18 protein-coding genes are annotated in these 24,137 nt (G+C 68.5%); 12 read left to right on the forward strand and 6 right to left on the reverse strand.

Going from position 1 to position 24,137, the window contains the following annotated elements:
- The first annotated feature begins 170 nt into the window (after nucleotides 1–170).
- Nucleotides 171–1,103 (forward strand): ATP-binding cassette domain-containing protein, encoded by a 933-nt coding sequence (locus Q0654_RS06950; RefSeq protein ID WP_298851976.1) that lies wholly within the window; start codon nucleotides 171–173, stop codon nucleotides 1,101–1,103.
- Nucleotides 1,100–2,476 carry an ABC transporter permease gene (locus Q0654_RS06955; RefSeq protein ID WP_298852023.1) on the forward strand — a complete coding sequence of 459 codons (1,377 nt, stop codon included), beginning with the start codon at nucleotides 1,100–1,102 and terminating at the stop codon, nucleotides 2,474–2,476. Before Q0654_RS06950 ends, Q0654_RS06955 begins: the two co-directional genes overlap by 4 nt.
- A gap of 680 nt (nucleotides 2,477–3,156) precedes the next feature.
- Here the strand turns inward: Q0654_RS06955 and Q0654_RS06960 are convergent.
- Nucleotides 3,157–3,708, reverse strand: a complete 552-nt coding sequence (locus Q0654_RS06960) for a hypothetical protein (RefSeq protein ID WP_298852025.1) — start codon at nucleotides 3,706–3,708, stop codon at nucleotides 3,157–3,159.
- A gap of 252 nt (nucleotides 3,709–3,960) precedes the next feature.
- On the opposite strand from Q0654_RS06960, the gene Q0654_RS06965 reads away from it, so the two are divergent.
- Both Q0654_RS06965 and Q0654_RS06970 read left to right on the forward strand, forming a co-directional pair.
- Nucleotides 3,961–7,224, forward strand: coding sequence for a S41 family peptidase (locus tag Q0654_RS06965; protein ID WP_298852027.1), 3,264 nt, complete (start codon nucleotides 3,961–3,963; stop codon nucleotides 7,222–7,224).
- A gap of 258 nt (nucleotides 7,225–7,482) precedes the next feature.
- Nucleotides 7,483–10,374, forward strand: a complete 2,892-nt coding sequence (locus Q0654_RS06970) for a pitrilysin family protein (RefSeq protein ID WP_298852029.1) — start codon at nucleotides 7,483–7,485, stop codon at nucleotides 10,372–10,374.
- Between the two features lie 167 nt (nucleotides 10,375–10,541).
- Here the strand turns inward: Q0654_RS06970 and Q0654_RS06975 are convergent, their stop codons facing one another.
- Complete coding sequence (locus Q0654_RS06975; RefSeq protein ID WP_298852031.1) at nucleotides 10,542–12,935, reverse strand: hypothetical protein; 2,394 nt, start codon at nucleotides 12,933–12,935, stop codon at nucleotides 10,542–10,544.
- Nucleotides 12,936–13,200: 265 nt separating this feature from the next.
- On the opposite strand from Q0654_RS06975, the gene Q0654_RS06980 reads away from it, so the two are divergent.
- Nucleotides 13,201–13,620: a DUF4156 domain-containing protein gene (locus Q0654_RS06980; protein ID WP_298852032.1), complete on the forward strand. Its 420-nt coding sequence runs from the start codon at nucleotides 13,201–13,203 to the stop codon at nucleotides 13,618–13,620.
- Between the two features lie 320 nt (nucleotides 13,621–13,940).
- Here the strand turns inward: Q0654_RS06980 and Q0654_RS06985 are convergent, their stop codons facing one another.
- Nucleotides 13,941–14,288 (reverse strand): hypothetical protein, encoded by a 348-nt coding sequence (locus tag Q0654_RS06985; protein ID WP_298852035.1) that lies wholly within the window; start codon nucleotides 14,286–14,288, stop codon nucleotides 13,941–13,943.
- 66 nt (nucleotides 14,289–14,354) lie between these two features.
- Between Q0654_RS06985 and Q0654_RS06990 the strand changes: the two genes are divergently transcribed.
- Nucleotides 14,355–15,131, forward strand: coding sequence for an SDR family oxidoreductase (locus Q0654_RS06990; RefSeq protein ID WP_298852037.1), 777 nt, complete (start codon nucleotides 14,355–14,357; stop codon nucleotides 15,129–15,131).
- 57 nt (nucleotides 15,132–15,188) lie between these two features.
- Here the strand turns inward: Q0654_RS06990 and Q0654_RS06995 are convergent, their stop codons facing one another.
- Nucleotides 15,189–16,895, reverse strand: coding sequence for a hypothetical protein (locus Q0654_RS06995; RefSeq protein ID WP_298852040.1), 1,707 nt, complete (start codon nucleotides 16,893–16,895; stop codon nucleotides 15,189–15,191).
- Between the two features lie 109 nt (nucleotides 16,896–17,004).
- On the opposite strand from Q0654_RS06995, the gene Q0654_RS07000 reads away from it, so the two are divergent.
- On the forward strand, nucleotides 17,005–17,787 hold the full coding sequence (locus Q0654_RS07000; RefSeq protein ID WP_298852043.1) for an NAD-dependent protein deacylase: 783 nt from the start codon (nucleotides 17,005–17,007) through the stop codon (nucleotides 17,785–17,787).
- A gap of 183 nt (nucleotides 17,788–17,970) precedes the next feature.
- Here the strand turns inward: Q0654_RS07000 and Q0654_RS07005 are convergent, their stop codons facing one another.
- Nucleotides 17,971–19,080, reverse strand: coding sequence for a peptidoglycan -binding protein (locus Q0654_RS07005; protein WP_298852045.1), 1,110 nt, complete (start codon nucleotides 19,078–19,080; stop codon nucleotides 17,971–17,973).
- Nucleotides 19,077–20,081, reverse strand: coding sequence for a flagellar motor protein MotA (locus Q0654_RS07010; RefSeq protein ID WP_298852047.1), 1,005 nt, complete (start codon nucleotides 20,079–20,081; stop codon nucleotides 19,077–19,079). The genes Q0654_RS07005 and Q0654_RS07010 overlap by 4 nt, the downstream gene beginning before the upstream one ends.
- 265 nt (nucleotides 20,082–20,346) lie before the next feature.
- Here Q0654_RS07010 and Q0654_RS07015 point away from each other — a divergent pair, with 265 nt between their 5' ends.
- From Q0654_RS07015 to arsB, 5 genes are all read left to right on the forward strand, one after another.
- Nucleotides 20,347–21,477, forward strand: coding sequence for a response regulator (locus Q0654_RS07015; protein ID WP_298852050.1), 1,131 nt, complete (start codon nucleotides 20,347–20,349; stop codon nucleotides 21,475–21,477).
- Nucleotides 21,478–21,690: 213 nt separating this feature from the next.
- Nucleotides 21,691–21,894 carry a hypothetical protein gene (locus tag Q0654_RS07020; RefSeq protein ID WP_298852052.1) on the forward strand — a complete coding sequence of 68 codons (204 nt, stop codon included), beginning with the start codon at nucleotides 21,691–21,693 and terminating at the stop codon, nucleotides 21,892–21,894.
- Nucleotides 21,895–22,162: 268 nt separating this feature from the next.
- Nucleotides 22,163–22,501: a metalloregulator ArsR/SmtB family transcription factor gene (locus tag Q0654_RS07025; RefSeq protein ID WP_298852055.1), complete on the forward strand. Its 339-nt coding sequence runs from the start codon at nucleotides 22,163–22,165 to the stop codon at nucleotides 22,499–22,501.
- Nucleotides 22,498–22,908 carry an arsenate reductase ArsC gene (locus Q0654_RS07030; RefSeq protein WP_298852058.1) on the forward strand — a complete coding sequence of 137 codons (411 nt, stop codon included), beginning with the start codon at nucleotides 22,498–22,500 and terminating at the stop codon, nucleotides 22,906–22,908. The genes Q0654_RS07025 and Q0654_RS07030 overlap by 4 nt, the downstream gene beginning before the upstream one ends.
- Nucleotides 22,909–22,949: 41 nt before the next feature.
- Entirely contained in the window at nucleotides 22,950–23,966 is a 1,017-nt protein-coding gene (gene arsB / locus Q0654_RS07035) for an ACR3 family arsenite efflux transporter (protein WP_343230127.1), read from the forward strand.
- Nucleotides 23,967–24,137 lie beyond the last annotated feature (171 nt).

Genomic DNA, 24,137 nt, shown 5'->3' on the forward strand with positions numbered 1-24,137 from the left:
AGCGCGGGCGTCGCCGCCCAGCGCCCGAACGAGTTCGAACCGGTGCCGGACGCGCGTCCACGCATCAAGGCCAGGAGGGAACGGGTCCGCGTGGCGCTGGTGCGAAGCGCCGTCACACTGCGCGCTCGCGCATACTCCGGCGCGCTGTCCCTGAGCCACCGGAGCCGCCCGTGACGCCTGCCATCGAACTGATCGGCCTTGAGAAATCCTTCGGCCCCAAACGCGCGGTGCGCGACCTGCATCTGAGCGTGCCGCGCGGCGCGCTGTACGGAATCATCGGCCCCAACGGCGCCGGCAAGAGCACCTCGCTGCGCATGCTGCTGTCGATCCTGTTTCCCGACCGCGGCGAGGTGCGGGTGCTGGGCTTCGACTCGGCGCTCAAGGCCAAGGACCGCATCGGCTACCTGCCGGAAGAGCGCGGCGTCTACCGCAAGATGAAGGTCGCCGATTTCCTGTTGCACATGGGTGTGCTGAAGGGGCTGTCGCGCGCGGAGGCCAAGCGCCGCACCCTGCAGTGGCTGGAACGCGTTGGCTTGGCCGAGGTCGCGAAGAAGCGCTGCGAGGAGCTGTCCAAGGGCATGCAGCAGAAAGTGCAGTTCATCGCCGCGGTGATACACGCGCCCGAGCTGCTGATCCTCGACGAGCCCTTCAGCGGGCTCGACCCGGTCAACATGCGCCTGCTCAAGAGCCTGATCGAAGCCGAGCACGCGCGCGGCTGCACCGTGCTGTTCTCGACCCATGTGATGCCGCAGGCCGAGACGATGTGCGAGCACATCGTGATGATCCACCAGGGCCGCAAGGTGCTGGACGATACCCTCGCCGGCATCCGCGCCGGCCACCAGCCGAACGCCATCCAGCTGGAGCCGCTGCAGCCCGGCGGCGAGGTGCCGGCGAGCGTGCGTGCGCTGCCCGGCATCACCGGCGTCAGCGCGCAGGACGGCGGCTACCGGATCGCGCTGGCCGACGGCACGGAGCTTGCGGCGACCCTGGCCGCACTGGCCCGCGAATGGCCGCCGGCGAAGCTCGAGATCGTGCGGCCCAGCCTGGAGGACATCTTCATCGACATCGTCGGCAGCGACCTCGCGCAGGAGCACGCCGCATGAGCAAGATCCTGCAGATCGCCTGGCGCGAATTCGTCGCCACCGCGCTGACCAAGGGCTTCATCATCGGCCTGGTCGCGGTGCCGGTGATGATGCTGATCGCCATGCTGGCCATTCCGCTGCTGACCAATTTCAAGACGCCGGCGGTGCGCGGCGAGATCGCCGTGCTCGACCTCTCCGGCGCGGGCATCGACGCGCGCCTCGCCGAGGCGCTGTCGCCCGAGGCCTTCATCGAACGTCGGCGCAAGACCCAGGCGCGCATCGATGCGGTGATGCCCGACGCGCTGCGCGGCCTGCAGGGCAGCGCCCAGGCCCAGCAGGGCATCGACGCCGCACTCGGCGAAGTGCCGAACCTCAGCGTCACCGCGCTCGTGCCGGGTGTCGACGTCGAAGCCGAGAAGGCGCGCCTGCTCACGACGGAAGAAGGCCAGGCGCGCCGTCTCGCCCTGCTGGTGATCGCGCCGGACGCCGTGCGCGCGGGTGAGTCGGGTGCGCTGGGCAGCTACGCGTTCTACATCCGCAAGAAGCTCGACGAGCGCGTGGTCGGCGAGATCCGCGATGTCCTGCGACCGGCCTTGATCGACGCCCGCATGCAGGCCAATGGCCTCGATGCCGACCAGATCCGCGCCTTGAACGAGCTGCCCCGGGTGCGTGCTGTCACCGTTGGCGAGGATGGCGACAGCAGTGCGGCGCTGGCGGTGGCCGAGATCCTTCCGGTCGCCTTCATGATGCTGATGTTCATCGCCATCATGACCGCCGGCCAGATGCTGGTGACCACCACGGTCGAGGAGAAATCGAGCCGCGTCGTCGAGGTGCTGCTGGCGGCGGTGTCGCCGACCCAGCTGATGGCCGGCAAGATCCTCGGCCAGCTCGGCGTCGGCCTGCTGATGATGTCGGTCTACGCGGGCCTCGGTGTGCTCGCCCTGCTCAGCTTCGCCCTGACCGGACTGGTCGAGTTCTGGCAGCTCGCAGTCTTCGCCCTGTTCTTCCTGATCGCCTTCGCCACCTTCGGCGCGCTGATGGCCGCCGCCGGTGCGGCGGTGAACGAGCTGCGCGAAGCGCAAAGCCTGATGACGCCGATCGTGCTGATGGCAGTCGCGCCGATGATCCTGTGGATGCCGATCCGCAGCGACCCGAACTCGACGCTGGCCACCGTGCTGAGCCTGACCCCGCCGGTCAGCCCCTTCGTGATGGTGATGCGGATCAGCTCGAACACCCCGCCGCCGGTCTGGCAGATTGGCTTGGCCCTGCTGATCGGCGTGCTGGCAGCGATGGCGGCGATGTGGGTCGCCGGCAAGGTGTTCCGGGTGGGCTTGCTGATGCACGGCAAGCCGCCGAGCTTCGGGACGTTGGTGAGGTGGGTGCGGATGGCGTGAGGGGCTTGGGGTGGGCCCTGGCCCACCATGGGCTCCACGCTCGCCTCGATCTTGCTCTGTGCGTTCGTTGCTCGAAGCGAAGCGCAGAGCTTTCGGTCCGTCCTTCCGCGCTCCCAAAGCATGGCCATCCATGGCCATTCCCGCGTGCGGCTGGCGCGACCCAGCGCTCGTCATAGGGTGGGCCCTGGCCCACCATGAGCTCCACGCTCGCCCCGGTTTCGCTTGGTCGCTTGGTCGCTTGAAGCGAAGAGCAAGAGCTTTCGGTCAGCCCTTCGGGCTGCCCGACCTACTTCTCTTCGCGTGCCCAAAGAGAAGTAGGCAAGAGAAAGGGCACCCCTCGTCCGCGCCCTTCGCGCATCCGTGCGCTCAGGGGTCGCGTGAGTCCGTGGGTGTTCGTGGACAGGCCATCCCTGGCCTGTCACGAACATCGGCCGCATCCCTGCGGCCGACCCTGCGGGCTGATCCACGAACTCCCGCCGCTCCCCAGGGGCCCCGGGAAGAGCGCGGGCTCCTGCCCGCAAGAGCCAGAGCAAAAGCGAGAAGCTCTGGTTGGGCGGGTCTTGACCCGCCGAAACCTTGCGGAGTCCTCAGCGTTCGATCCTCCAGACGACAAGCCCCGCCGCGCCACACCGCAGCCGACCTTCGCCCGAACGGGTCAGGGTCGCCGCGGGAAACTTGGATCAACGGCGATCTGCCAAGCCCAGCTCTCGCTTAAGCGCCTCACCCACATCGCAATAGCTGTGCTCGCTATGCCAGCTGTGCGACTCCTCGAAATAGAGCCACGGCCGCCCCGGGATCCCCTCAGGGTTGTGTCGCAGCGTCAACTCGCGGAAGCGAACAAGGCGTTCCTCGAAATAGGATTCGTGCAGCTCCCGCTCCGCGACCACGATCACGGGTTCTGACTCCGGTGTAACCGTCAGGCGGAAATCGCCCAGCACGCAGTCCGCACCCTCGTGCGTTCTGAGCGAGACGGACTCGCCGTCCTGTTTGAAGAAGGGAACGAGTTGCTGGACAGCCGGGGCCTCCGATGGGCCGGCGCTGTGCACGAACAGCACGTCGAAGCCATGCGCGTTGAAGTTCTCACGCCGCAACAAGGTCGTGCGCAGGCCAAGTTCGGTCGCGGCGCCTCGCACTTCGTGGGTCCCGTACGACAGGCGGAGGGTTTCCCTGCGCTCTTCCGCAGAGGCGAATGTCGTGGCCGCGGTGGCTACCATCACCAGCAGGAACTGCATCCATCGCCTGCAAGCGAAAGCAGGCAGCACGCAGCCGCAGGACCGATGTTTCATACAAGTCACCCCTGAAGAATGCTGACGCCGGGCGGGCTCGAATGCTTGGCTTCCCTACCAACAGCTGCAGAGATCGGGCAGGCGCCCGCTGTATGCGCAGGGTAGCGCAGCGAGGAGCGTGTCCCCCAACCAACGGCCCTCACCCCCGCGCCACCCCGCATCCATACTCCGCGCCACCCCATCGGCAAAGGACGCTCCATGGCCCCCTCGATCTTGAGCCGCGCGCTGCGCGCTTCGCTGGTTCTCGCTGGATTCGCTGCGGCCGGGCAGGCCAGCGCTGAGACGAAGCTGCTGCGCTTTCCCGACGTGCACGGTGAGCGCGTGGCCTTCGTCTATGCCGGTGACATCTACATCGCCTCCACCCAGGGCGGGCTGGCCCAGCGCCTGACCTCGCATCCGGGCCGCGAGCTGTATCCGAAGTTCAGCCCGGACGGTACGCAGATCGCGTTCTCGGCCGAGTACAACGGCACCCGCCAGGTGTTCGTGATGCCGGCCGCTGGCGGCGAGCCGCGGCAGCTGACCTGGTACAACGACGTCGGTCCGATGCCGCCGCGGGGCGGCACCGACAACCGCGTGCTCGACTGGACGCCGGACGGCCAGCACGTGGTGGTGCGCATGAACCGCGTGCCCTATGACGAACGCAGCGGGCGCCCGTACCTCGTGCCAGTGGCCGGCGGCATGGAGCAGCCGCTGGCCATCCCTGAAAGCGGCGGCGGCATGCTGAGCCCGGACGGCACGCAGTTCGTCTACACGCCGATCGACCGCGACTTCCGTGCATGGAAGCGCTACCGCGGCGGCCGTGCACAGGAGGTCTGGACCTACGACCTCGTGAACAACACCTCGCGGCAGCTGACCAACCACCCGGCCACCGACCACCAGCCGATGTGGATCGGCGACACCATCTACTTTGTTTCGGACCGAAACTACACGCTGAACCTGTACGCGATGCCCGCCAGCGGCGGTGAGCCGCAGCAGCTCACCCGGTTCACGGACTTCGACATCCTCTGGCCCAGCGCCGGGCCGGACAGCCTGGTGTTCGAGAACGGCGGCGCGCTCTGGCAGTTCCTGCCGGCCTCCGGCGAGACCCGGCAGATCCCGATCACGGTGCGTGCGGACTTCCCCGAAACCCAGCCGCGCTTCGTCGATGCGTCGAAGAACATCGAGAGCTTCGACTTGAGCCACGACGGCAAGCGCGCCCTGTTCGGCGCGCGTGGCGAGGTCTTCAGCGTGCCGGCCAAGCACGGCGAGGCGCGCAACCTGACGCGCACGCCGGATGCGCGCGAGCACAGCGTGAGCTGGTCGCCGGACGGCCGCTTCGTCGCCTACCTGTCGGATGCCTCGGGCGAATACGAGCTGTACGTGCAGGCGCAGGACGGCAGCAGCCCGGCGCGTCGCGTCACCACGGACGGCGACATCTGGCGCTTCGCACCGAGCTGGTCGCCGGATGGTCGTCATTTCGTCTACGGCGACAAGCGCCAGCGCCTGCGCCTGGTCAACGCCGAGACCGGTGCCACCGCCGAGATCGACAGCTCGGTGCAGGAGGACATCACCCAGTACAGCTGGGCGCCCGACAGCCGCTTCGTGGCCTACGTCAAGACCGGCGGCAGCCGCAACGGCTCGATCTGGCTGTACAGCCTGGACAGTTCTTCCACGCAACAGCTGACGCCGGACGAGACCAGCGAGTTCGCGCCGACCTTCGACCCGGAAGGCCGCTACCTGTATTTCCTCTCGAACCGCGACTTCAACCTCGGCTTCTCGGCCTACGAGTTCAACTACCTCTACCAGAACGCCACCCGCATCTATGCCGCAACGCTGGCCGCCGACGGCCCGGTGCTGTACGCGCCGAAGAGCGATGAAGTCGCACCGCGCAGCGCGGCCGAGGCCAGGTCCGGCAACAGCAATGGCAGCGGCAAGGCCGAGGCGAAGCGTCTGCGCATCGACGTGCCCGGCTTCAACCAGCGCGTGCTCGCGCTGAAGGCCCCGGCCGGCAACTACCAGGGCCTGTCGGCGAATGCCAAGGGCGTGTTCTTCGTTGCCGGCAATGGCCAGGGCCCGGGTGAGCTGCGCTACCTTGGCCTTGAGGACGAGCAGCCGAAGAGCGTGGCGGGGCAGATCAGCGGCTACACGCTGGCGGCCGGCGGCGGCCACCTGCTGCTGCGGCGCGGCGAGCGCTTCGCCATCGTCGAGGCCAAGCCCGAGGTCGACTTCGAGGCCGGTGCGCTCAAGCTGGATGGCCTGCAGCTGCGCGTCGATCCCAAGCGCGAGTGGGCGCAGCAGTACGCCGATGCCTGGCGCATCCTGCGCGACTGGTTCTACGACCCGGGCATGCACGGCCAGGACTGGGCGGCGATCCGCGACCGCTATGCAACCCTGCTGCCGCATGTCGCCAGCCGCGCCGACCTCGACTACCTGCTGACCGAGCTCGCCGGCGAGACCAATGCCGGCCACGTCTACGTCGAGCGCGGTGACGAGCCGCAGGTGCCGCGTCGCGCGGGCGGCCTGCTGGGCGCGGACCTGCGTTCGCACGAGAGCGGCTACTTCCAGGTCGGCCGGATCTTTGCCGGCGAGAACTGGAACCCGGCCCTGCGCAGCCCGCTGACCGAGGCGCACGCGAATGTGCGCGAAGGCGAGTTCATCCTCGCCATCGACAACGTCAGCACCCGCGAGGTGGCCAACGTCTACCAGCTGCTGGAAGGCAAGGGTGATCGCACGGTCAGCCTGCGCGTGAACACTCGACCGGAAGAGGCCGGCGCGCGCTCCGTGCGCGTGCAGACCCTCACCAGCGAACAGGGCCTGCGCTACAAGGACTGGGTCGATGCGCGGCGTCGCCTCGCCGCCGAGCTGTCCGGCGGCCGCGTCGGCTACATCCACCTGCCGAACACGGCGGTCGACGGCAACCGCGAGCTGCACCGCGGCATGCTGGCCTACGCGCACATGGACGCGCTGATCATCGACGACCGCTACAACGGCGGTGGCTTCATCCCCGACCGCATGATCGAGCTGCTGTCGCGGCAGCCGCTGAACTTCTGGAAGCGCCGCGGCCTGGAGCCCAACCCGACTCCGCTGCTGCACCACGCCGGGCCGAAGGTGATGCTGGCGAACGGACTGTCCAGCTCGGGCGGCGACGCCTTGCCCTACTACTTCCGCAAGATGGGTCTGGGCCCGATCATCGGCACCCGTACCTGGGGTGGGCTGATCGGCATCAGCGGCAATCCGCGCCTGGCCGACGGCGGCGCGATTCTGGCTGCGACCTTCCGCTTCATGGACACCGACGGCCGCTGGGCGGTGGAGGACGAAGGCGTGGCGCCGGATATCGAGGTCATTGATCGTCCCGAGCAGATCGCCGCCGGCCGCGACCCCAGCCTGGAGCGCGGCGTGGCCGAGCTGCTGCGCGCGCTGGAAGCCAATCCGCCCAAGCGCGTCGAGGCGCCACCGGCGCCGACGCAGTTCCCGCGGATGTAATGCCTCGTCGCGGGCGCTCGCAAGGGCGCCCGCGCATGCCGTGCACGGGCGCTGTTCCAGTGCGGCACAGACGCAGACGCGCTGCCGCCACGGGCGTTCAGAGGCGGCCGCAGCAGGCGGCGGGTTTTCACAGGCTCCCATTGATGCCGGTGCGGCGCTGGTCGCCCCCACGCGCCACACCGTGCCAACCGGCAGATCGGCAGGCCGGTTCTGCGCCGCTATGATCGCGATCCCTTATCCATGGATCCGGAGCAGCCCATGCGCCTGCCTTCCACCAAGCCGCTGGCGGTTGCGCTTCTTGGCGCCCTGCTGGGCGTCTCGCTTGTCGCCTGCACGCCCGCCGAGCGCGTGCGCAGCGACGCCGCCAGCGCACCCGCAGCGGCGGAGATCGCACTGCCGGTCGATATCGCCTACGAGACCTTCACCCTGCCCAATGGTCTGCGTGTGGTGGTCCACACCGATCGCAAGGCGCCGATCGTCGCGGTCAATGTCTGGTACCACGTCGGCAGCAAGGACGAGCCGGCCGGCAAGACCGGCTTCGCGCATTTGTTCGAGCACCTGATGTTCCAGGGCTCGGAGAACTACCGCGGCGAGTTCTTCGAACCTTTCGAGCAGGTCGGCGCCACCGGCCAGAACGGCACCACCAACACCGACCGCACCAACTATTTCCAGAACGTGCCGACCACCGCACTCGACATGGCGCTGTGGATGGAATCCGACCGCATGGGCCACTTCCTCGGTGCCATCGACCAGGCCCTGCTCGACGAGCAGCGCGGCGTGGTGCAGAACGAGAAGCGCCAGGGCGAAAACCAGCCCTATGGTCAGGCCTGGGAGCGCCTGTCCAAGGCCATGTATCCGGAAGGCCACCCCTACAGCTGGAGCGTGATCGGCTCGATGGCCGATCTCAACGCTGCCACGCTCGATGACGTTCGCAACTGGTTCCGCACCTGGTACGGCCCGAACAATGCGGTGCTGGTGCTGGCCGGCGACATCGACGTCGAAACCGCGCGCGAGAAGGTCACGCGCTACTTCGGCGACATCCCGCCCGGCCCGGTCACCACCCAGCCCAAGGTCGATGTCGCCAAGCGCGAGGCTTCGACCCGCGAAGTGCTGCCCGACCGCGTGCCGCAGACCCGCGTCTATCGCGCCTGGAATGTGGCCGAGGCCACTGATGCCGATTCCGACCGCCTGCAGCTGATCACCCAGATGCTGGGCGGCAGCCGCAGCTCGCGGCTGGATCGGCGACTCGTCCATGGCGACCAGCTCGCCGACAGCGTGTCGAGCTTCCTGCTGCAGGGTCAGCTCGGCAGCCGCCTGCTGGTCTTCGTCGACGTCAAGCAGGGTGTCGAGGTCGAAACCGTCGAGCGCGTGCTCGATGAGGAGATCACGCGCCTGCTGGACGAGGGCATCAGCGCCGAGGAGCTGGCGCAGGCGCGCACCGTGTTCGAGGCGCGCTTCATTCGCGGCATCGAGCGTGTGGGCGGCTTTGGCGGCAAGTCCGATGTGCTGGCGCAGTGCACGGTCTACACCGGCAACCCGGGCTGCTTCCGCGACAGCATGCGCACGATCCTGGCCGCCACGCCGGTCGAGCTGCAGGCCACCGCGCAGCGCTGGCTGTCCAGCGGTGACCACACCCTGGTGGTGGTGCCGGGCGAGCGTCCGCCTTCGCCACCGGATGTGCGCAGCATCGATGCCGGTGAGGAAGCCCTCGCCCTGGTCGAGCCGACACCGGCACCCGGCCTGCGCGCGCTCGACGCGGGCGTGGACCGTTCGACCGGCGTGCCGCAGACCACCGAGTTCCCCAAGCTGAGCTTCCCCGCGCTGGAGCGCGCGACCCTGTCGAACGGCGTGCAGGTGGTGCTGGCGCAGCGCCATGACGTGCCGGTGGTGCAGCTTGGCATCGAGTTCCGCGGCGGCTACACCTTGGACCAGGGCCGCACCTTGGGTACCGCCGGTTTCACCATGGGCATGCTCGATGAGGGCGCGGGCGAGCTGGATGCTCTGGCCTTCGGCGCCCGCGCGGAATCCTTGGGCGCCAACATCGGCTCGGGCGCGGGTCTCGATGGCGCCAGCATCTCGCTGTCGGCCCTGCGCGAGAACCTGGATCCCTCGCTGGCCCTGCTGGCCGACACCCTGCTGCGGCCGCGCTTCGACGCCGCCGACATCGAGCGCGTGCGGCAGAGCTGGATCGCCGGCATCCGCCAGGAGAAGGCGCGGCCGAACGCGATTCCGCTGCGGATCCTGCCGCCGGTGCTGTTCGGCGCGGGCCACCCGTATGCGATTCCCTTCAGCGGCAGCGGCACCGAGGAGTCGATCGCCGCGCTGACCCGTGAGGAACTGCTGGCCTTCCATCGCGAGCAGACCCATCCGGGCCTGGCCACGATCGTCGCGGTCGGTGCGATCACGCTCGACGAGCTGATGCCGCTGCTCGAGAAGCACCTCGCCGATTGGAAGGCCGACGGCCCCGCACCTGCGGTGCCCGCACTCGCCGAAGTGGCGCTGCCGCAGGGCCAGCGCGTGTTCCTGGTCGACCAGCCCGGCGCGATCCAGGCCAACATCCTCGCCGGCCAGCTGGTGGCGCCGACCAAGGACCCGCGCTCGATCGAGTTCGACGTCGCCAACGGCGTGCTCGGCGGCACCTTCTCCTCGCGCCTCAACATGAACCTGCGCGAGGACAAGAGCTGGTCCTACGGCAGCTACAGCTTCGTGCCGGCAGCGCTGGGCCAGCGTCCGTGGATCGTCTCGGCACCGGTGCAGATCGACCGCACGGTCGAGTCCATCGCCGAGATCAAGCGCGAGCTGCGCGAGTTCACCGGCGCGCGGCCGGCCAGCGCCGACGAGGTCGAGAAGATCAAGGCCCGCAACGTGCGCGCCCTGCCGGGCTCGTTCGAAAGCGCGGGCGCGGTGCTCGGCCAGATCAGCGGCATCCTGCGCTACGACCGCCCGGACGACTGGCCGCTGCGGTACCAGGCCCTCCAGGAATCGATGAGCCTCGACCAGGTCCGCGCTGCTGCCGGCGTGATCCAGCCCGAGGCCCTGACCTGGGTGATCGTCGGCGACCTCGCCAAGATCGAGCAGCCCGTCCGCGAACTGTTCGGCGCCTCGGTGCCGGTGCAGGTGCTGGATGCGGATGGGGAGCTGGTGGAGTGAGGCCCGTCGCCTGAGCGAGCCACCAAGCTGCTGCAAACCCGAACGCCGCCGGAGAGATTCGGCGGCGTTCGGGTTGACTGACGATGTTGTCGACAGCCGAGCACAAAGATGTGATCCAGTCAGCGTTGAGCCGCAATGCGTCGCGCCCTGAGAGGGGCGTTGGCACATCAACGCTGGCCGATCTCGTCACCCTCAAAGCCTGAGCGGAACAACGGCAAATCGATCAGTGCCAAATGTGAAGCGGGTTCGCCTGCGCCATTGCCGAAGAACCCGGCGACGATGGCCCCGCTTGGAGTGCTTTGAATGTCGTAGACCGCTTCAAAGATCTTGCCCTGACCAACCGGAACTCGCGAAGGCGCCCAGCGGCCTTGATCGAAGATGGCGGTTCGCGGGCTCGATAGTTCCAGACCATTAGGCCCCTGGATATTGGAGAACCCTCCGCCGATCAGAAGTTGCGTTCCCCTGATCTGCAGTGCTGTTACGAAGCCATCCACGCCTTGGTCTGGACCGCCCACCGGGCGCCACTCAGAACCTGTCCAAAGCGCGACGTTGCGTACCGCTATGGCGGACGGGTCTCCGGTGTTTGCCTCGTAGAAGTTGCCGCCCACGTACAGACCCTCGGGGCTCGCCTGCAGCGCCAACGCGTATGCCGGGCCGCTAGGCGTATTGCGTATGAGCGCGACCCCTGAGCCCGTGCCGGAGCCCAGGCGTTCCCATCGGACACCGTTCCAACTAGCAATACCTCGCGCCTCTATCGCTCCGGACGGATCTGACGCGAAATGGAAGTTGCCGCTCACGTACAACCTTTCATCAAAATGCTCTAGCGCCTCGACGGTGCCTTGAACGCCGTTCATCACGCCTGATCCAAAGATCGTCCAGCCATCAGCTTCAAAGCGCGCCAAAGACCGCGCCTCGACAACGGAACCGGCGACGCTCACCCGGCCGAATGTTCCTCCTACCACCAGGCCGTCACCGTCTTGCAGCAGCGCTCGAACGATCCCATCCGTCCCCACGCCTGGTCCGAGTGGCGCAAGACTGGAGCCATTCCAGACCGCGAGCCGCGCGGATGGCGTTCGCTGGTCTCCGTGCTCGATCATGGTGAAGGCGCCGCCCATGACAAGCGTTTGGCCACGCGATGCAAAGGCGAGTACCGGGCCGTCAAGGCCGGTACCGTCCGGTCCAAGTGCACGCCAGCGGCTCCCATCGTGGCGCGCGACGCCTCCGGCAGCTACGCCGCCAATCGTGCTGAAGACACCGCCAGCAAACAGTTCACCGAGGTGCTCGTAGAGCTCGAGTATGGCGCCGTTCGCGCCACCACCCGCCGAGGTGCCAAGGGCTGCCCAGCCATCGCGGTTCAATAGCGCCACGTGGTTGACGATTCTTGGAGGCGCACCACCCGTCCATCCAAACTCCCCGCCGATGAGGTAGCCCGCGCTGGATGTGGCGAGTGTGCGGACCTCGGAGGCACCTCCACCGATCGGTTGCGGTGATGCGGGCTCCCACGTACTGCCGATCCAGCGGGCGAGCTTTGGACTCGCTGCAGTGCCCGCGATGCTGAAACGTCCGCCAGCGAGCAAGCTCGCGGCGCTCGAATGCAGGGCCAGGACCCGACCGTCAAGACCTGCGCCTACAGCGCTCCATTGGCTACCATCCCATCTGGCAATGTTGCGGACCTCGACCGGGTTGGCGGCCCCGGCATCCACCGTGGAAAACTCCCCACCCAGGTACAGGGCTCCGGCGTGGACGGCGAGGCTGAGCGCCAGCACGCTTGATTCGCCCCCTAGAGCGCCACCGCCCTCGGTGCCGACAACGCGCCATGCGCTGTTGCTCCAGCGTGCAACGCGACGGGTTCCGGTGGGGCGGTGGCCGTTGATGGGAAGCATGTTCAGTATCCCAGCGATATGAACTTCCCCTTGGAAAACCGCTATCGCGTCAACCCGGCCATACCAGCTGCCTGCCCCAGGCGCGATAGGCGCGAACGACGCTCCGTTCCACAGCGCGATGTTGCTGAACGGCTCGCCGTTAGCCTTCGCGTCGAATTCTCCTGCGAGATACAGGCCCGCTTGCGTCGATAGCAGAGCGTTGACCGTCACAGCCTCTATTTCGCTTTCCCCTTCCAATCGATGCCAGGTGGCGCCATCCCAGATGGCTATCTGCTGCACGATCAGCGAGCTGTCGTCACCCGACATGGCCTTGCCGAAGTTGCCTGCGGCCACGAGCGTGCCCTCGTGGATCACCAAGGCGTTCACAGGGGCGTTGACGCCGTTGGACGAACGGCTGCCCAGCGCCGACCAGGTTTGTGTTTCGGGATCAAAGCGCGCGATGTTGTTGACACTGACATCACCGCATAAGCTGAAGTGGCCGCCGACATAAATGTCACCGTCTGGTGCTTCCACCAGCGCGTTGACCGGCCCATTGCAGCCGGCACCCAGCGCCAGTGAAGACGCTGAGCCGGCACGGTCGAGACCGGAAACGGGCTCAGCCGTCGCAAGCCCGCAGGCAAACCAGAGACAGACCGGCCCAAGCGCTGGCCGCAGTAGTGAGGAACGCAGAATATTCATCGAAGCTCTTATTGGGGCGGAAGTCGGCCGGTACTCTAGGAAGCAATCCCGTCAGCGGCAACTGCGGAAGAACTCCCGCTGACCCGGGACCACACGCTGCCAGTTCTGACGGGTAGCGGGCAGGCCAGACGAGCCGAGACTGCGGGTCGCTATCTCTGGCTGGAGGCTGGGTACGCGCTTGCTGAACGGAGCATCCACGCTTGCCGCTGCGTGTGCGCCAGCGCTTGCTAGACTCCGCGCGATCAAGAACCCCGGAGCCCCAGCCATGTCGCCTCGCATCCACGTTGCCCTTGCCGCCGCTCTCGTCGCCCTGCTGCCGGCCTGCACCTGGGTCAAGATCGAGCCCGAGGCCAAACAGATCCGGGTGGTGGATGCCAGTGCGGACATGAGCCGCTGCGGGCCGATGTTGAGCGAGATCAGCGTCAGCGTGCGCGATCGCGTCGGCTTCGTTGACCGCAACGAGATCAAGGTGCGCGACGAGTTGGAGACGCTGGCGCGCAATCAGGCCGCGGGCGGCCAGGGCGATACGCTGAAGCCGCTGGCCGAGCCGATGAACGGCGAGCAGCGCTTTGGCACCTGGCGCTGCGGCGGCGGCACCCCGCCGCGGGCGCAGGCGACCCAGCGCGCCGCCGAGACGCGGCCTTCGAACTTCGAGGAAGTCGAGGTGATTCCGCTGGAGGACTGAGTCCATCGACTTCGATGCACATGACGGGCGCCTTCGGGCGCCCGTTTTCGTTGGCCTTTCGACCTCCTGCCGTCATCCTTGACGCGCGTTGGCGATCAGGCTGCAGGGTGCGGAGGGCGTGATGGGGGGCGGGCGTGGCGTCTGGTCAGGGGCTGGGGCGGGGGGGCGGTACATGCGCTGCGCTTATGTAACCTACGCGCGCAGGAGCCTAGCGCTTCGATGCGGGCAAGGCGTCTCTCGAGCCGTAGGGCGGATAAGCGCAGCGCATCCGCCATCCACTCTTGAGGGAGCGCTGGGATCGCGGGCGAAGTCCGCCCGCCTCAGTCCTGCATCCAGCCCTGGATGCGCGCTTCCGATTCGATGGCTTCGATATCGATCTGCAGCTGGCGCTGGCGCCGCTGCAGGGCGCCGGCCTGGTCTTCGCTGGCGCCGCGCAGCCGCTCGCCGATCTCGGCGAACTCCGCGCGCAGGCCGGCCAGTTCGGTGCCGAGCAGATGGGCTTCCTTGGCGGCGTCCTCGCTGCAGGTCGGGTCGGGCAGGCGGCGTTCGAGGCCGGCGCGCCACTGCGCCTGCGGGCTGCAGTCGCTCACTGGCGCAGGGGTTTCGGTACAAGCACCGAGCAGGAGCACGAGCAGGCTGGGGGCGATCTGGCGGAGGTCGGCGCGCATGCGGGTTCTCGCGGCGGTAGTGGCCTGCGATTATGCCCGCCGGATTCCCTGCATCGAGGTCGTGGCATGAGTGCATCGCGCTGGCGTCTGGACGGCCAGGTGGCCCTGATCACCGGCGCCAGCTGGGGCATCGGCCTGGCCTGCGCGCGCGAGCTGGGCGCGCTCGGCGCGCGCCTGCTGCTGGTGGCGCGCGAGGGCGAGCGGCTCGCCCAGGCGCAGGCCGAGCTGGAAGAGGACATCGGCGGACTGTCGTGCTCGACCTTCGCCGCCGATCTCGGGCAGCCGGAGGAGCGCATCGCCCTGTTCGACTGGATCGAGGACCGCGGCGAGGCGCTGTCGATCCTGGTCAACAACGCCGGCACCAATGACAGCCGCGCGGCGGTGGACTACGAGGACGCGCAGTGGCGGGCGATCGTCGAGCTGAACCTGGCCGCGCCCTTCGAGCTGTGCCGGCTGGCCTATCCGCTGCTGCGCCAGCATGCGCAGTCGAGCATCGTCAACATCGGCTCGGTGTCGGGCCTGAACCACGTGCGCACCGGCGCGCCCTACGGCATGAGCAAGGCCGGCCTGCACCAGCTCTCGCGCAATCTCGCCTGCGAATGGGCGGAGGACGGCATCCGCGTCAACACGGTCGCCCCCTGGTACATCCGCACGCGACGCACCTCGCCGAAGCTGGCGGATCCGGACTACCTCGATGAAGTCATCGAGCGCACGCCGATGCGGCGGGTGGGCGAGCCCGAGGAGGTCGCGGCTGCGGTGGCCTTCCTGTGCCTGCCGGCGGCGAGCTACATCACCGGGCAGTGTCTCGCCGTGGACGGCGGCTTCAGCCAGTACGGCTTCTGACCCGCGCGTGCAGCGCGCAGCGATCGAACGACCGCTGCGCGCCGCGTGCACGTGACCTCAGCGCTTCGGCACCACGTACTCGCTGGTGAACTCGATGCCCTCGGCGCTGAACAGGATCTGGCCGTCGGCGCGCTCGATCATGTCCTCGTAGAGCTTGAACATCGCGCTCATGTCCGGCGCGTTCGGATCGGCCTTGGCGGCTTCCTCCATCACGCTGCGCATCACCCCACCGTAGAACTTGCCCTGGTAGCTGAACTGCAGCAACGGTTGCGGGCCGCCGGCGTCGACCGCGAGCGAGGTGCGCAGGCTGTCGCGCTGGGCCTCGCCGATGGCGATGCCCAGCGCCTGGCCGCTGGCCGCACCGAACAGCTGCAGGTCGACGGGTGCGTCCGGCAGCGTCGGCAGGGCGACCGGCTCGGCGTCGGTTTCGAGGCGGAACTCGGCCAGCTGCGGCACGAAGTTGCGCGCCATCGCCACCAGGCCCTGCGGGTTCGGCGAGCCGATCAGCAGCTTGCCTTCGAAGCTGGGCGTTTCGCCCGAGGACAGGCCGCCGGCCGGCAGCTCGAACGTGCTGAGCAGCACGTGGAAGGCATTGGCGCTGGGGCCGATCGCGTACACGGCCGGGTTCTGCAGCGCATCGCCCAGCTCGCTGAAGCTTTCATTGAGCGGCTGCAGGGCTTCGCAGGTCCACGGCGCACTGCGTACGGCGTTGGCCCATTTGCTGGCCAGCGGCGGCAGGGCGTCGGCCTTCAGCGCGAACGAAAAGCTGACCAGGGCATTCGCGGCTTCGGCCAGGCCAGGCGTCGGCGCCAGCACCGTGCGCAGGTCGTCCATCACCGGCTTCGGCGCTTCGATCAGGGCGCGCATGCGGTAGCCGCTGGCGTCGAAGCGGGTATAGCCGACCGCAGTACGCGGCCACTGCGAGGTCAGCGCGCGGCCTTCGCTCAGGCAGGCCTCGGAGCTGGTGTCCGGCGGGGTGATCTTGAGCGCCTTCATGAAGGCACCCTGGCTGCCGGTCATCGGCTTCATGAACAGCTCGAACAGGCGGGCATGGTCGAGGTAGCCCGAGCCGTAGGCGACGAAGCCGAGTCGCGTGTTCAGCGCGGCCAGGGTGCCGGCCTCGAGCAGGTTGGATTCGGGCAACTCCAGACCGAGCAGGCGACGCAGCAGGGCATCATCCGGCGCGGTCGGTGCCAGCGTCGCCACGAGCTGGTTGGCCTGGGTGGCGAACACCAGGCGCAGCGGTGCGCCTTCGGGCTGGAAGCTCCAGTAGGGCAGATCATCGACGGTGCCGCGGGTCAGAGTGAGGCCGGCGGCTGTCTCCATGCGCGCCACGCCCTCCGCGAAGCGCGCCGGGTCGGCCAGCTCCAGGCGCAGCACGGGCACCAGATCGATGCCGTAGACCGCGCTCAGCGGGGTCAGCGTCAGGCCCCAGGCCTCAGCCAGCTGGGCCAGGTCGGTCTTGCCCTCGAGCTCGGCGCGCATGCCGCGCAGCAGGGGCAGGCCAGGGGCCTCTTCGGCCGGCTTGCCTTCGAGTTCGGCGATGCTCTGGTCCAGCAGGTCGCGGTACAGCGGCAGCAGGGTGTTGCTCAGCGCCAGCCATTGGTCGGCAACCGCCTGCGGGATCGGCTCGATCGCGCCCATCACGTAGGGGGTGTCGGCGGGCACATAGGCGAGCGGTGGCAGCGGGCCCTCGTCCTTGCCGCAGGCGGTGAGCATCAGAAGGGCAAGCGCAGCGGGCAGCACGGCGAGACGCGGCTTCATGGCGGAAGTCCAGACGGTGAAGAGGGCGTGGATGGTAGCAAGCCTTGCAATTCGCACCAGCGGACTGTGAGGCTTGCCGACGAACGCGCACCCGACCCGCGGAGACCGCATGCGTGACATCAGCCCTGCACTACGACCACCCCCCGCAGGCCTGCTGGACGCTCTGCGTCGCGCCTTGCGCCCGCTGCTGCTGAGCGGCGCAGGCATGTCGGCGGAAAGCGGCATCGCCACCTTCCGCGGCGGCGAGGACAGCCTGTGGTCGCGTTTCGATCCGCTGCAGCTGGCGACACCCGAAGCCTTCGATGCCGATCCGCCCCTGGTCTGGGCCTGGTACCGCTGGCGGATGGCGAAGATCGCACGGGCGCAGCCGCATGCCGGGCATCGCGCGCTGGCGGCGCTGGCGCGGCTCAAGCCCGGCCTGGTGCTGGCGACGCAGAACGTCGATGACCTCCACGAGCGTGCCGGCAGTGCAGAGGTGCTGCACCTGCATGGGCGCATCGCTGCCACCCGCTGCCGTGACTGCGATGCCGATCAGCCCATCGAGATCGATCCGTGCTGGGCGGATGCGCCCGAACTGCGCGTCGCCCCACCGGCCTGCAGCGCCTGCGGCGGGCCCTTGCGACCCGGTGTCGTCTGGTTCGGCGAATCACTTCCGGTCGAGGAATTCACTGCGGCTGGACGTGCCGCGCGGGCGGCCGATCTGGTGCTGGTGGTCGGCACCTCGGGCCTGGTGAATCCCGCCGCCGGGCTGCCGGACATCGCGCCCGGAAGTTGCCCGCGCTTTGAGATCAACCCGGAGATGTCGGCCCTCAGTGGGCGCATGGATGGCGTGTGGCGGGCCAGCGCTGGCGAGGCGCTGCCGCGGCTGGTCGAAAGCCTGGGGGTGGCTTGAGCGCTTCGCTGCCGGCGCGCACGGCATGCGGTGGTGTCCGTACGCTGCATGCAGAGGGAGGCCTTGGTGGGCCAGGGCCCACTCCATGCAGGCGCGTTGTTCGAGGCCTGGCAGGCAGGCTCGGCTAGGCTTCGCCTGAGGGACGGCGCCGGCAGCGTGCCGGCGGCGTCCTCAGTCTGAGGCTCAGCGGTTGGTCAGCTGGATCTCGATTCGGCGATTGCGTGCCAAGGCGTCCTCGCTGCTGCCGGGGTCGAGCGGATGGTGCTCACCGAAACCATTGGCGGCCAGACGCTGCGGCGGAATGCCGGCCTGGGTCAGGAATTTGACGATGGCGATGGCGCGCGCGGCAGACAGCTCCCAGTTGGAGGGAAAGCGGCCGGTGCTGATCGGGCGGCGATCGGTGTGGCCATCGATGCGCAGCACCCAGTCGACATCGCCGGGGATCTGCGCGCTGACCTCTTTCAGGGTGCTGGCCAGCTGCTGCAGTTGCTGGATGCCGGCCGGGTTCAGCTCGTCGGAGGCGCTGGGAAAGAGCAGCTCCGAGGGCACCACGAAGCGGTCGCCCACCACCTGGATGTCGGCGCGGTTGCCGAGCGCTGCGCGCAGCTTGCCGAAGAACTCGGAGCGGTAGCGGGTGAGTTCGTTGACCCGATCGGCCAGCGCCAGATTCAGGCGTGCACCCAGCTCTTCGAGCTGCAGATCCTTCTGCCGCGCAGTGCTTTCGGCGGTGGCCAGCGCGGCTTCGACCCGCGCCAGCTGCTCGCGCAGTGCCAGCAGCTGGCGGTTGAGCAGCTCGGCCTGGGCGGCTGCCTTGGCCGACAGGTCGGTCTGCACGACCAGCTTGTCCTTGTTTTCCTCCAGCTCGGCCAGGCGCGAGGCCAGCTCGGCTTCGAGCTGGCGCTTCAGCTCCGCCAGCGCGTTGACGTCGGCGGTCAGGCGTGCGCGCTCCTCCTCGCTGTCGCTGAGGGTGTCGCGGGTGCTGTCGAGGTCGAGCTGCAGCTGGGTCCTCGCCTGCTCGCTGGTGGAGAGGCTGGCGGTAAGGTCGCCGACCTGGACCAGGGCCTGCTCCTTGGCGCCGCGTTCCATCGACAGGGCTTCGGCCAGCGCCGCAAGTTCGCGGTTCAGCGCATCCAGCGCGCGGTCGCGGCCTGACAGTGCATCGGACAGTGCGAACTGACCGACCGCGAACACCAGCAGCAGGAACACCAGCACCATCAGCAGAGCCGACAGGGCATCGACGAAGCCCGGCCAGAAGTCGACGCCGCGGCGGCGGCGCGCGGCAAGCGTGCTCACGGCGCGCCCCGGCGCGCCTCGCCGGCGGCCGCGATGGTGCGGCCGAGCAGGCGGAACTCCGAGCGCAGGTCCTCGCTGAGCGTGTTGCCCTGCCCCAGGGCCTTCAGCGCGCCGCGCAGCTCGACCTGGGTGTCGGCGAGTCGCGCCAGGTGGGTCGAGAGTTCGGCCATCTGCTCGGCGGCGCCGCGGCGCTCGCGCTCGCTTTCGACAATGGCGCGCTGCATGCGCTCCAGACCGTCGGCGGTCTGCTCCAGCAGCGCCTGCACATAGGCCGGCACGCTGGCCTCGCCCTCGCCGCTGCCGATGCCACCGGCCGAGAGCCGGGTCATGCCCGAGAGCCATTCCTCGACTTCGTTGTAGAAGCGGTTGGCGGCGCGCGCGGTGAGCAGGTCGGTCAGGCCCAGCACCAGCGAGCCGGCAAGGCCGAACAGCGAAGTCGAGAAGCTGGTCGCCATGCCGCCCAGAGGTTCCTGCAGGCGCGACTTCAGCTGTTCGAACATCTGCGCGGCATCGGTGCCGGCCGACAGCCCGGCGATGATCTCGCTGACCGAGCCAATGGTGATCAGCAGGCCCCAGAAGGTGCCGAGCAGGCCGAGGAAAATCAGCAGCCCGATCAGGTAGCGCGAGAGGTCGCGCTGCTCCTCAAGCCGCAGGTAGACGCTGTCGAGGATGGTGCGGGTCGACGCGGTCGACAGGCTCTGCGGCTTGACGCCCTTGCCGAGCATCTTGGCCATCGGCGCCAGCAGCAGGGGCTGGCCGCCGGGCGGACGGTCCGGGCTGGCGCGGCGGTAGTCCTCGATCCAGCGCACTTCGCGCTGCAGGCGCAGCACCTGCAGCAGGTTGACCGCGAGGCCCACCGCGAACACCGCGAGGATGACGCTGTTGAACACCGGCGTGGCGCCGAAGGCCGCGGCCAGCGGCGTGGCCAGGGCGAGCGCGACGCCGGCCAGCACGATCAGGACGCCGAGGATCCAGGCAAGCACGCGGATCGGTTGACTCATGGGGCGCTCCAAGGGGGAAGGGGAGGGGCCCGGAACATCAAGGCTTCGGGGCGCGGGCAAGCATGACTGCAGCCGACAGGGCTTTGTTCCCTCGCAGCTGAACGAGGTGAAGCCCGCGTCAGCGTCCTGCGGCAAGAAGCTTGCAAGCCGCTGTCGGCGGCCCGTGTGTCGCACTGCGGCAGCATCGCTGCGCAGCGTTGCTAGAATCGGCCAGCGACACGTCGCCAACGGCCCGTACCGCAGCCCCTTTTTCCGGACTCCGCCCATGTCCTCGGCCCAGCCCGCTGAACTCGCCAGCGCCAAGACGCTCGCCGCCCAGGGGCGGGCCCGCGAGTGGGTGGAGAGCTTTGGCCGCCTGTTGATGGGCCAGTGGCAGCCGACCGAAGTGTTGGCCCTGCACGAGCGCCTCGATGAACTGGTGCACGAGGCTGATATGGCAGGTGTCGCCGATGTGGTCGAGCACGCGATCGCGCTGTCCGCCTATCTGTGTTCTTTCGTCGAGGAAGGCCGCCAGCCCGATCCGAACCAGCGCCTGCGCCTGCGCCGGCTGTGCGAGGACCTGTCTCCGGAAGTGCATCTGGACCTGCTGCCTGCCGCGGCGGCCAGCTCGGCGCAACCCGCACGCACCCTGCTGCTGGTAAGTCAGGACAGTGTGCTGGCGGGTGCGCTCGCGGAGCGGCTGCGCGACACAGGTATCGAGGTGCAGGCGCGCAGCGATGTCGAAGCGGCGATCAGCCAGCCGATCCAGGCCGGGCTTGACGCCGTGCTGATCGATGCCACCGAACTGCCGGAGTACGCCCGCCGCGCGCGCGCCTTCGGCCATGCCTATCGCAGCGAAGACCGCCGCCTCGCCCTGCTGGTGCTGACCCGCAGCGCTGATCCCGCCGAGCGCATGTTCGCCCTGCGCGCCGGCGCCGATGAGGTGATCCGCCATGCCGACGGCGTCGAGGCGCTCGCCACGCGCGTGCTCGAAGCCGTGCAGCCGGGCCAGGCCAGACCCTTCCGCGTGCTGATCGTCGACGACGATCGCAGCCAGATCCTGTTCTGCGAGGCGGTGCTGCGCAGCCAGAACGTGCAGACCCGCGCCTGCATGGACCCCGAGCAGGCGGTCGAGGCGGTGCGCGAGTTCCAGCCCGAGGTGGTCCTGTTGGATCTGTACATGCCGGGCATCGACGGCATCGAGATCGCCTCGCGCATCCGCGCCCTGCCCGGCAGCGAACTGCTGTCAATCGTGTTCCTGTCGGGCGATCACGAGCAGGACGTGCGTTTCGACGTGCTGGCCGCCGGTGGCGATGATTTCTTCACCAAGCCGATCCAGCCGCGCCATCTGGTCACCGGCGTGATCAGCCGGGCCCGCCGCGCGCGCGCGCTGGCGCGCCGCCTCGGCGAAAACTGAGCCCAATCGGGTCGCGCCCAGGCCGCATCCGAGCCCGCATGATCATCGATGGCGAGGGTGCCCTCGCCCCGCGGCGGCGCGTCTGGTTCGCCGCCATTCCTGAACCGATCCCCACTGCAGGCCTACGCCCAAGGTCGATCATGACTTATGGCCTATCGCGCGCTCGATTTGGTGTTGTAGTCTACCAGCACACCACATCACGGAGACACCACCATGAACAGCCCGGACCCCCGCACGACCCCGCGCACGCCGGCTGTCACGGCCCCCCTGCCGACGCGTCCGCTGCCCCAGCAGGACGACGGCCACGAGCGCTACCGCGAACGCGACTTCGGCATCGGTTACGGCCGCAGCAGCGGCTATGCCCAGACCCGCCGTTACGTGCCCGGCATGCGCAGCAGTCCCTTCAGCGTGCGCTGATTGGATGCCGATTTCCCGGTGATGGCGGGGCCGGATGCCCCGCCCGCCCGTCGGCACTGCCGCCGGGAGTCCGGAGACCGGTGCCAGGACGGTGCCGGGGCCGGGGGCCAGGGAGGGCCCACCTGCGCAGGGACGCGCACGCGGTGATGCCGGTCGGGCAGGAGGCCCGTCGGACGCATCGCTCGACATGAGGGAAGCAGGGACCGGGGCCCGCACACGCGGGCCTTTCCTTGTGTCATCATTTCGACGTTTCCGGAAGCATAGAATCATGGACACCTTGATTGCACTCTACTGCCTGCGGGCGCTGGGCCAGGAGCATCGACTCGCTGCCTTCCGCGCGCTGGTCCAGGCCGGACCGGCCGGCCTCTGCGTGGGAGAACTTAAGGACCGGCTCGGCATTCCCGGCCCCACGCTGAGCTCTCACCTGAACCAGCTGCGTGCCGCCGGCCTCGTCCAGGACCGACGCGAGGGGCGACAGATCCAGCTGGCCGCTGATTTCCGGCGCATGAACGACCTGCTCGCCTACCTCACCGAAAACTGCTGCGCCGGTGCCAGCTGCGCGCCGGCCAGCCTCTGTCCACCGCCGCTTCAGGAGACCGCCCCGTGAGTTCCGAACCTGTCCGCGTCCTGTTCGTCTGCGTCGAAAATGCCAACCGCAGTCAGATGGCGGAAGCGCTTGCGCGCATGCATGGAGGCGTGCACGTCGAGGCGCACAGCGCCGGCTCCCGACCCTCGGGCGTGATCAATCCGAAGGCCGTGCGCTTCATGGCTGAGCTGGGCTACGACCTGGCGGCGCACGGCTCGAAGTCGCTGGACGAAATCGCAGGCATCGACTTCGACGCGGTGATCACCATGGGCTGCGGCGATTCCTGCCCCTGGGTGCCTGCGAAGCGCCGCGAGGATTGGGCGCTGCCCGATCCCAAGCACATGGACGATGAGGCCTACCGGGCGGTGCGCGACGACATTGCTGCACGCGTGCGCCGCCTGCTGGCCGAGCTGGGCGTGCCGGCGTGACCGCGGTGATGCAGGACAGCATCCCGGCGCAGCGCCCCGGCCTGGATCTGTTCGGCCGCTACCTGACGCTGTGGGTGGCGCTGTGCATCCTCGTCGGCATCGGGCTCGGCGAGCTGTTTCCCTCAGCCTTCGTGGCGCTGTCCGCCATGGAGGTCGAGCACGTCAACCTGCCGATGGCCCTGCTGATCTGGCTGATGATCATCCCCATGCTGATGAAGATCGACTTCGCGCGCATGCGCGAAGTCGGCCGGCAGGCGCGGGCGATCGGGGTCACCTTGGCGGTGAACTGGCTGATCAAGCCATTCACCATGGCCGCACTGGGCGCGCTCTTCATCTACGGGCTGTTCGCTGACTGGCTGCCCACCGATCAGCTCGACAGCTATGTGGCCGGGCTGATCCTGCTGGGCGCCGCCCCCTGCACCGCGATGGTGTTCGTGTGGTCGAACCTCGTCGACGGCGAGCCCAATTTCACCCTGAGCCAGGTCGCGCTGAACGACGCGGTGATGGTGTTCGCCTTCGCACCCATCGTCGCCCTGCTGCTGGGCGTGTCGGCGATCAGCGTGCCCTGGGCCACCCTGCTGCTGTCGGTCGGCCTGTACATCGTGGTGCCCCTGCTGATCGCACAGGCGCTGCGGACGTGGCTGCTTGCGCGCGGTGCCCAGACCTTCGAGCGCGTGCAGGCGGGGCTCGGGCCAGTCTCCATGCTTGCCCTGCTGCTCACCCTGGTGCTGCTGTTCGGTTTCCAGGGCCGGCAGATTCTCGCCCAGCCGCTGATCATCCTGCTGCTGGCGGTGCCGATCGTCATCCAGGCCTATCTGATCGCGGCGATTGCGATGGGCCTGAACCGCTGGCTCAAGGTGCCCCACTGCGTCGCCGGACCCTCTGCCCTGATCGGCACCAGCAACTTCTTCGAGCTCGCGGTCGCAGTGGCGATCAGCCTGTTCGGGCTGGGTTCGGGGGCGGCGCTGGCGACGGTCGTCGGCGTGCTGGTCGAGGTGCCGGTGATGCTGTCGCTGGTGGCGTGGATCCGCCGGCGCGCGCCCGTGCAGGCGCTCTGACGCCCGTTTGCCCGTTTCGCAGCAGGCTGCGCCAAAAGGGTGCAATTGCCTGTCGGTCCGCACGTGTATGGTGCGATGGGCCTTCTGATCTTCCGGAATAATCATATAAAACAAAGACATGGCAAACCGTCGCCGCTGGCATGATGATTGCTGCAACTGCAGCAGTCCCCA

This window comes from uncultured Aquimonas sp. (assembly GCF_937888285.1).
In the GTDB taxonomy this organism is placed as follows: Bacteria; Pseudomonadota; Gammaproteobacteria; order Xanthomonadales; family Xanthomonadaceae; genus Aquimonas.

Bases quoted from the DNA above. Each gene is read 5' to 3' on its own strand.
- Q0654_RS06965 (WP_298852027.1), top strand. From the start codon at position 3,961: ATGGCCCCCTCGATCTTGAGCCGCGCGCTGCGCGCTTCGCTGGTTCTC.
- Q0654_RS07015 (WP_298852050.1), top strand. From the start codon at position 20,347: ATGTCCTCGGCCCAGCCCGCTGAACTCGCCAGCGCCAAGACGCTCGCC.
- Q0654_RS06990 (WP_298852037.1), top strand. From the start codon at position 14,355: ATGAGTGCATCGCGCTGGCGTCTGGACGGCCAGGTGGCCCTGATCACC.
- Q0654_RS06975 (WP_298852031.1), bottom strand. From the start codon at position 12,935: ATGAATATTCTGCGTTCCTCACTACTGCGGCCAGCGCTTGGGCCGGTC.
- Q0654_RS06960 (WP_298852025.1), bottom strand. From the start codon at position 3,708: ATGCAGTTCCTGCTGGTGATGGTAGCCACCGCGGCCACGACATTCGCC.
- Q0654_RS06955 (WP_298852023.1), top strand. From the start codon at position 1,100: ATGAGCAAGATCCTGCAGATCGCCTGGCGCGAATTCGTCGCCACCGCG.
- Q0654_RS06995 (WP_298852040.1), bottom strand. From the start codon at position 16,895: ATGAAGCCGCGTCTCGCCGTGCTGCCCGCTGCGCTTGCCCTTCTGATG.
- Q0654_RS06980 (WP_298852032.1), top strand. From the start codon at position 13,201: ATGTCGCCTCGCATCCACGTTGCCCTTGCCGCCGCTCTCGTCGCCCTG.
- Q0654_RS07010 (WP_298852047.1), bottom strand. From the start codon at position 20,081: ATGAGTCAACCGATCCGCGTGCTTGCCTGGATCCTCGGCGTCCTGATC.
- Q0654_RS07025 (WP_298852055.1), top strand. From the start codon at position 22,163: ATGGACACCTTGATTGCACTCTACTGCCTGCGGGCGCTGGGCCAGGAG.
- Q0654_RS07020 (WP_298852052.1), top strand. From the start codon at position 21,691: ATGAACAGCCCGGACCCCCGCACGACCCCGCGCACGCCGGCTGTCACG.
- Q0654_RS06970 (WP_298852029.1), top strand. From the start codon at position 7,483: ATGCGCCTGCCTTCCACCAAGCCGCTGGCGGTTGCGCTTCTTGGCGCC.
- Q0654_RS07000 (WP_298852043.1), top strand. From the start codon at position 17,005: ATGCGTGACATCAGCCCTGCACTACGACCACCCCCCGCAGGCCTGCTG.
- Q0654_RS06985 (WP_298852035.1), bottom strand. From the start codon at position 14,288: ATGCGCGCCGACCTCCGCCAGATCGCCCCCAGCCTGCTCGTGCTCCTG.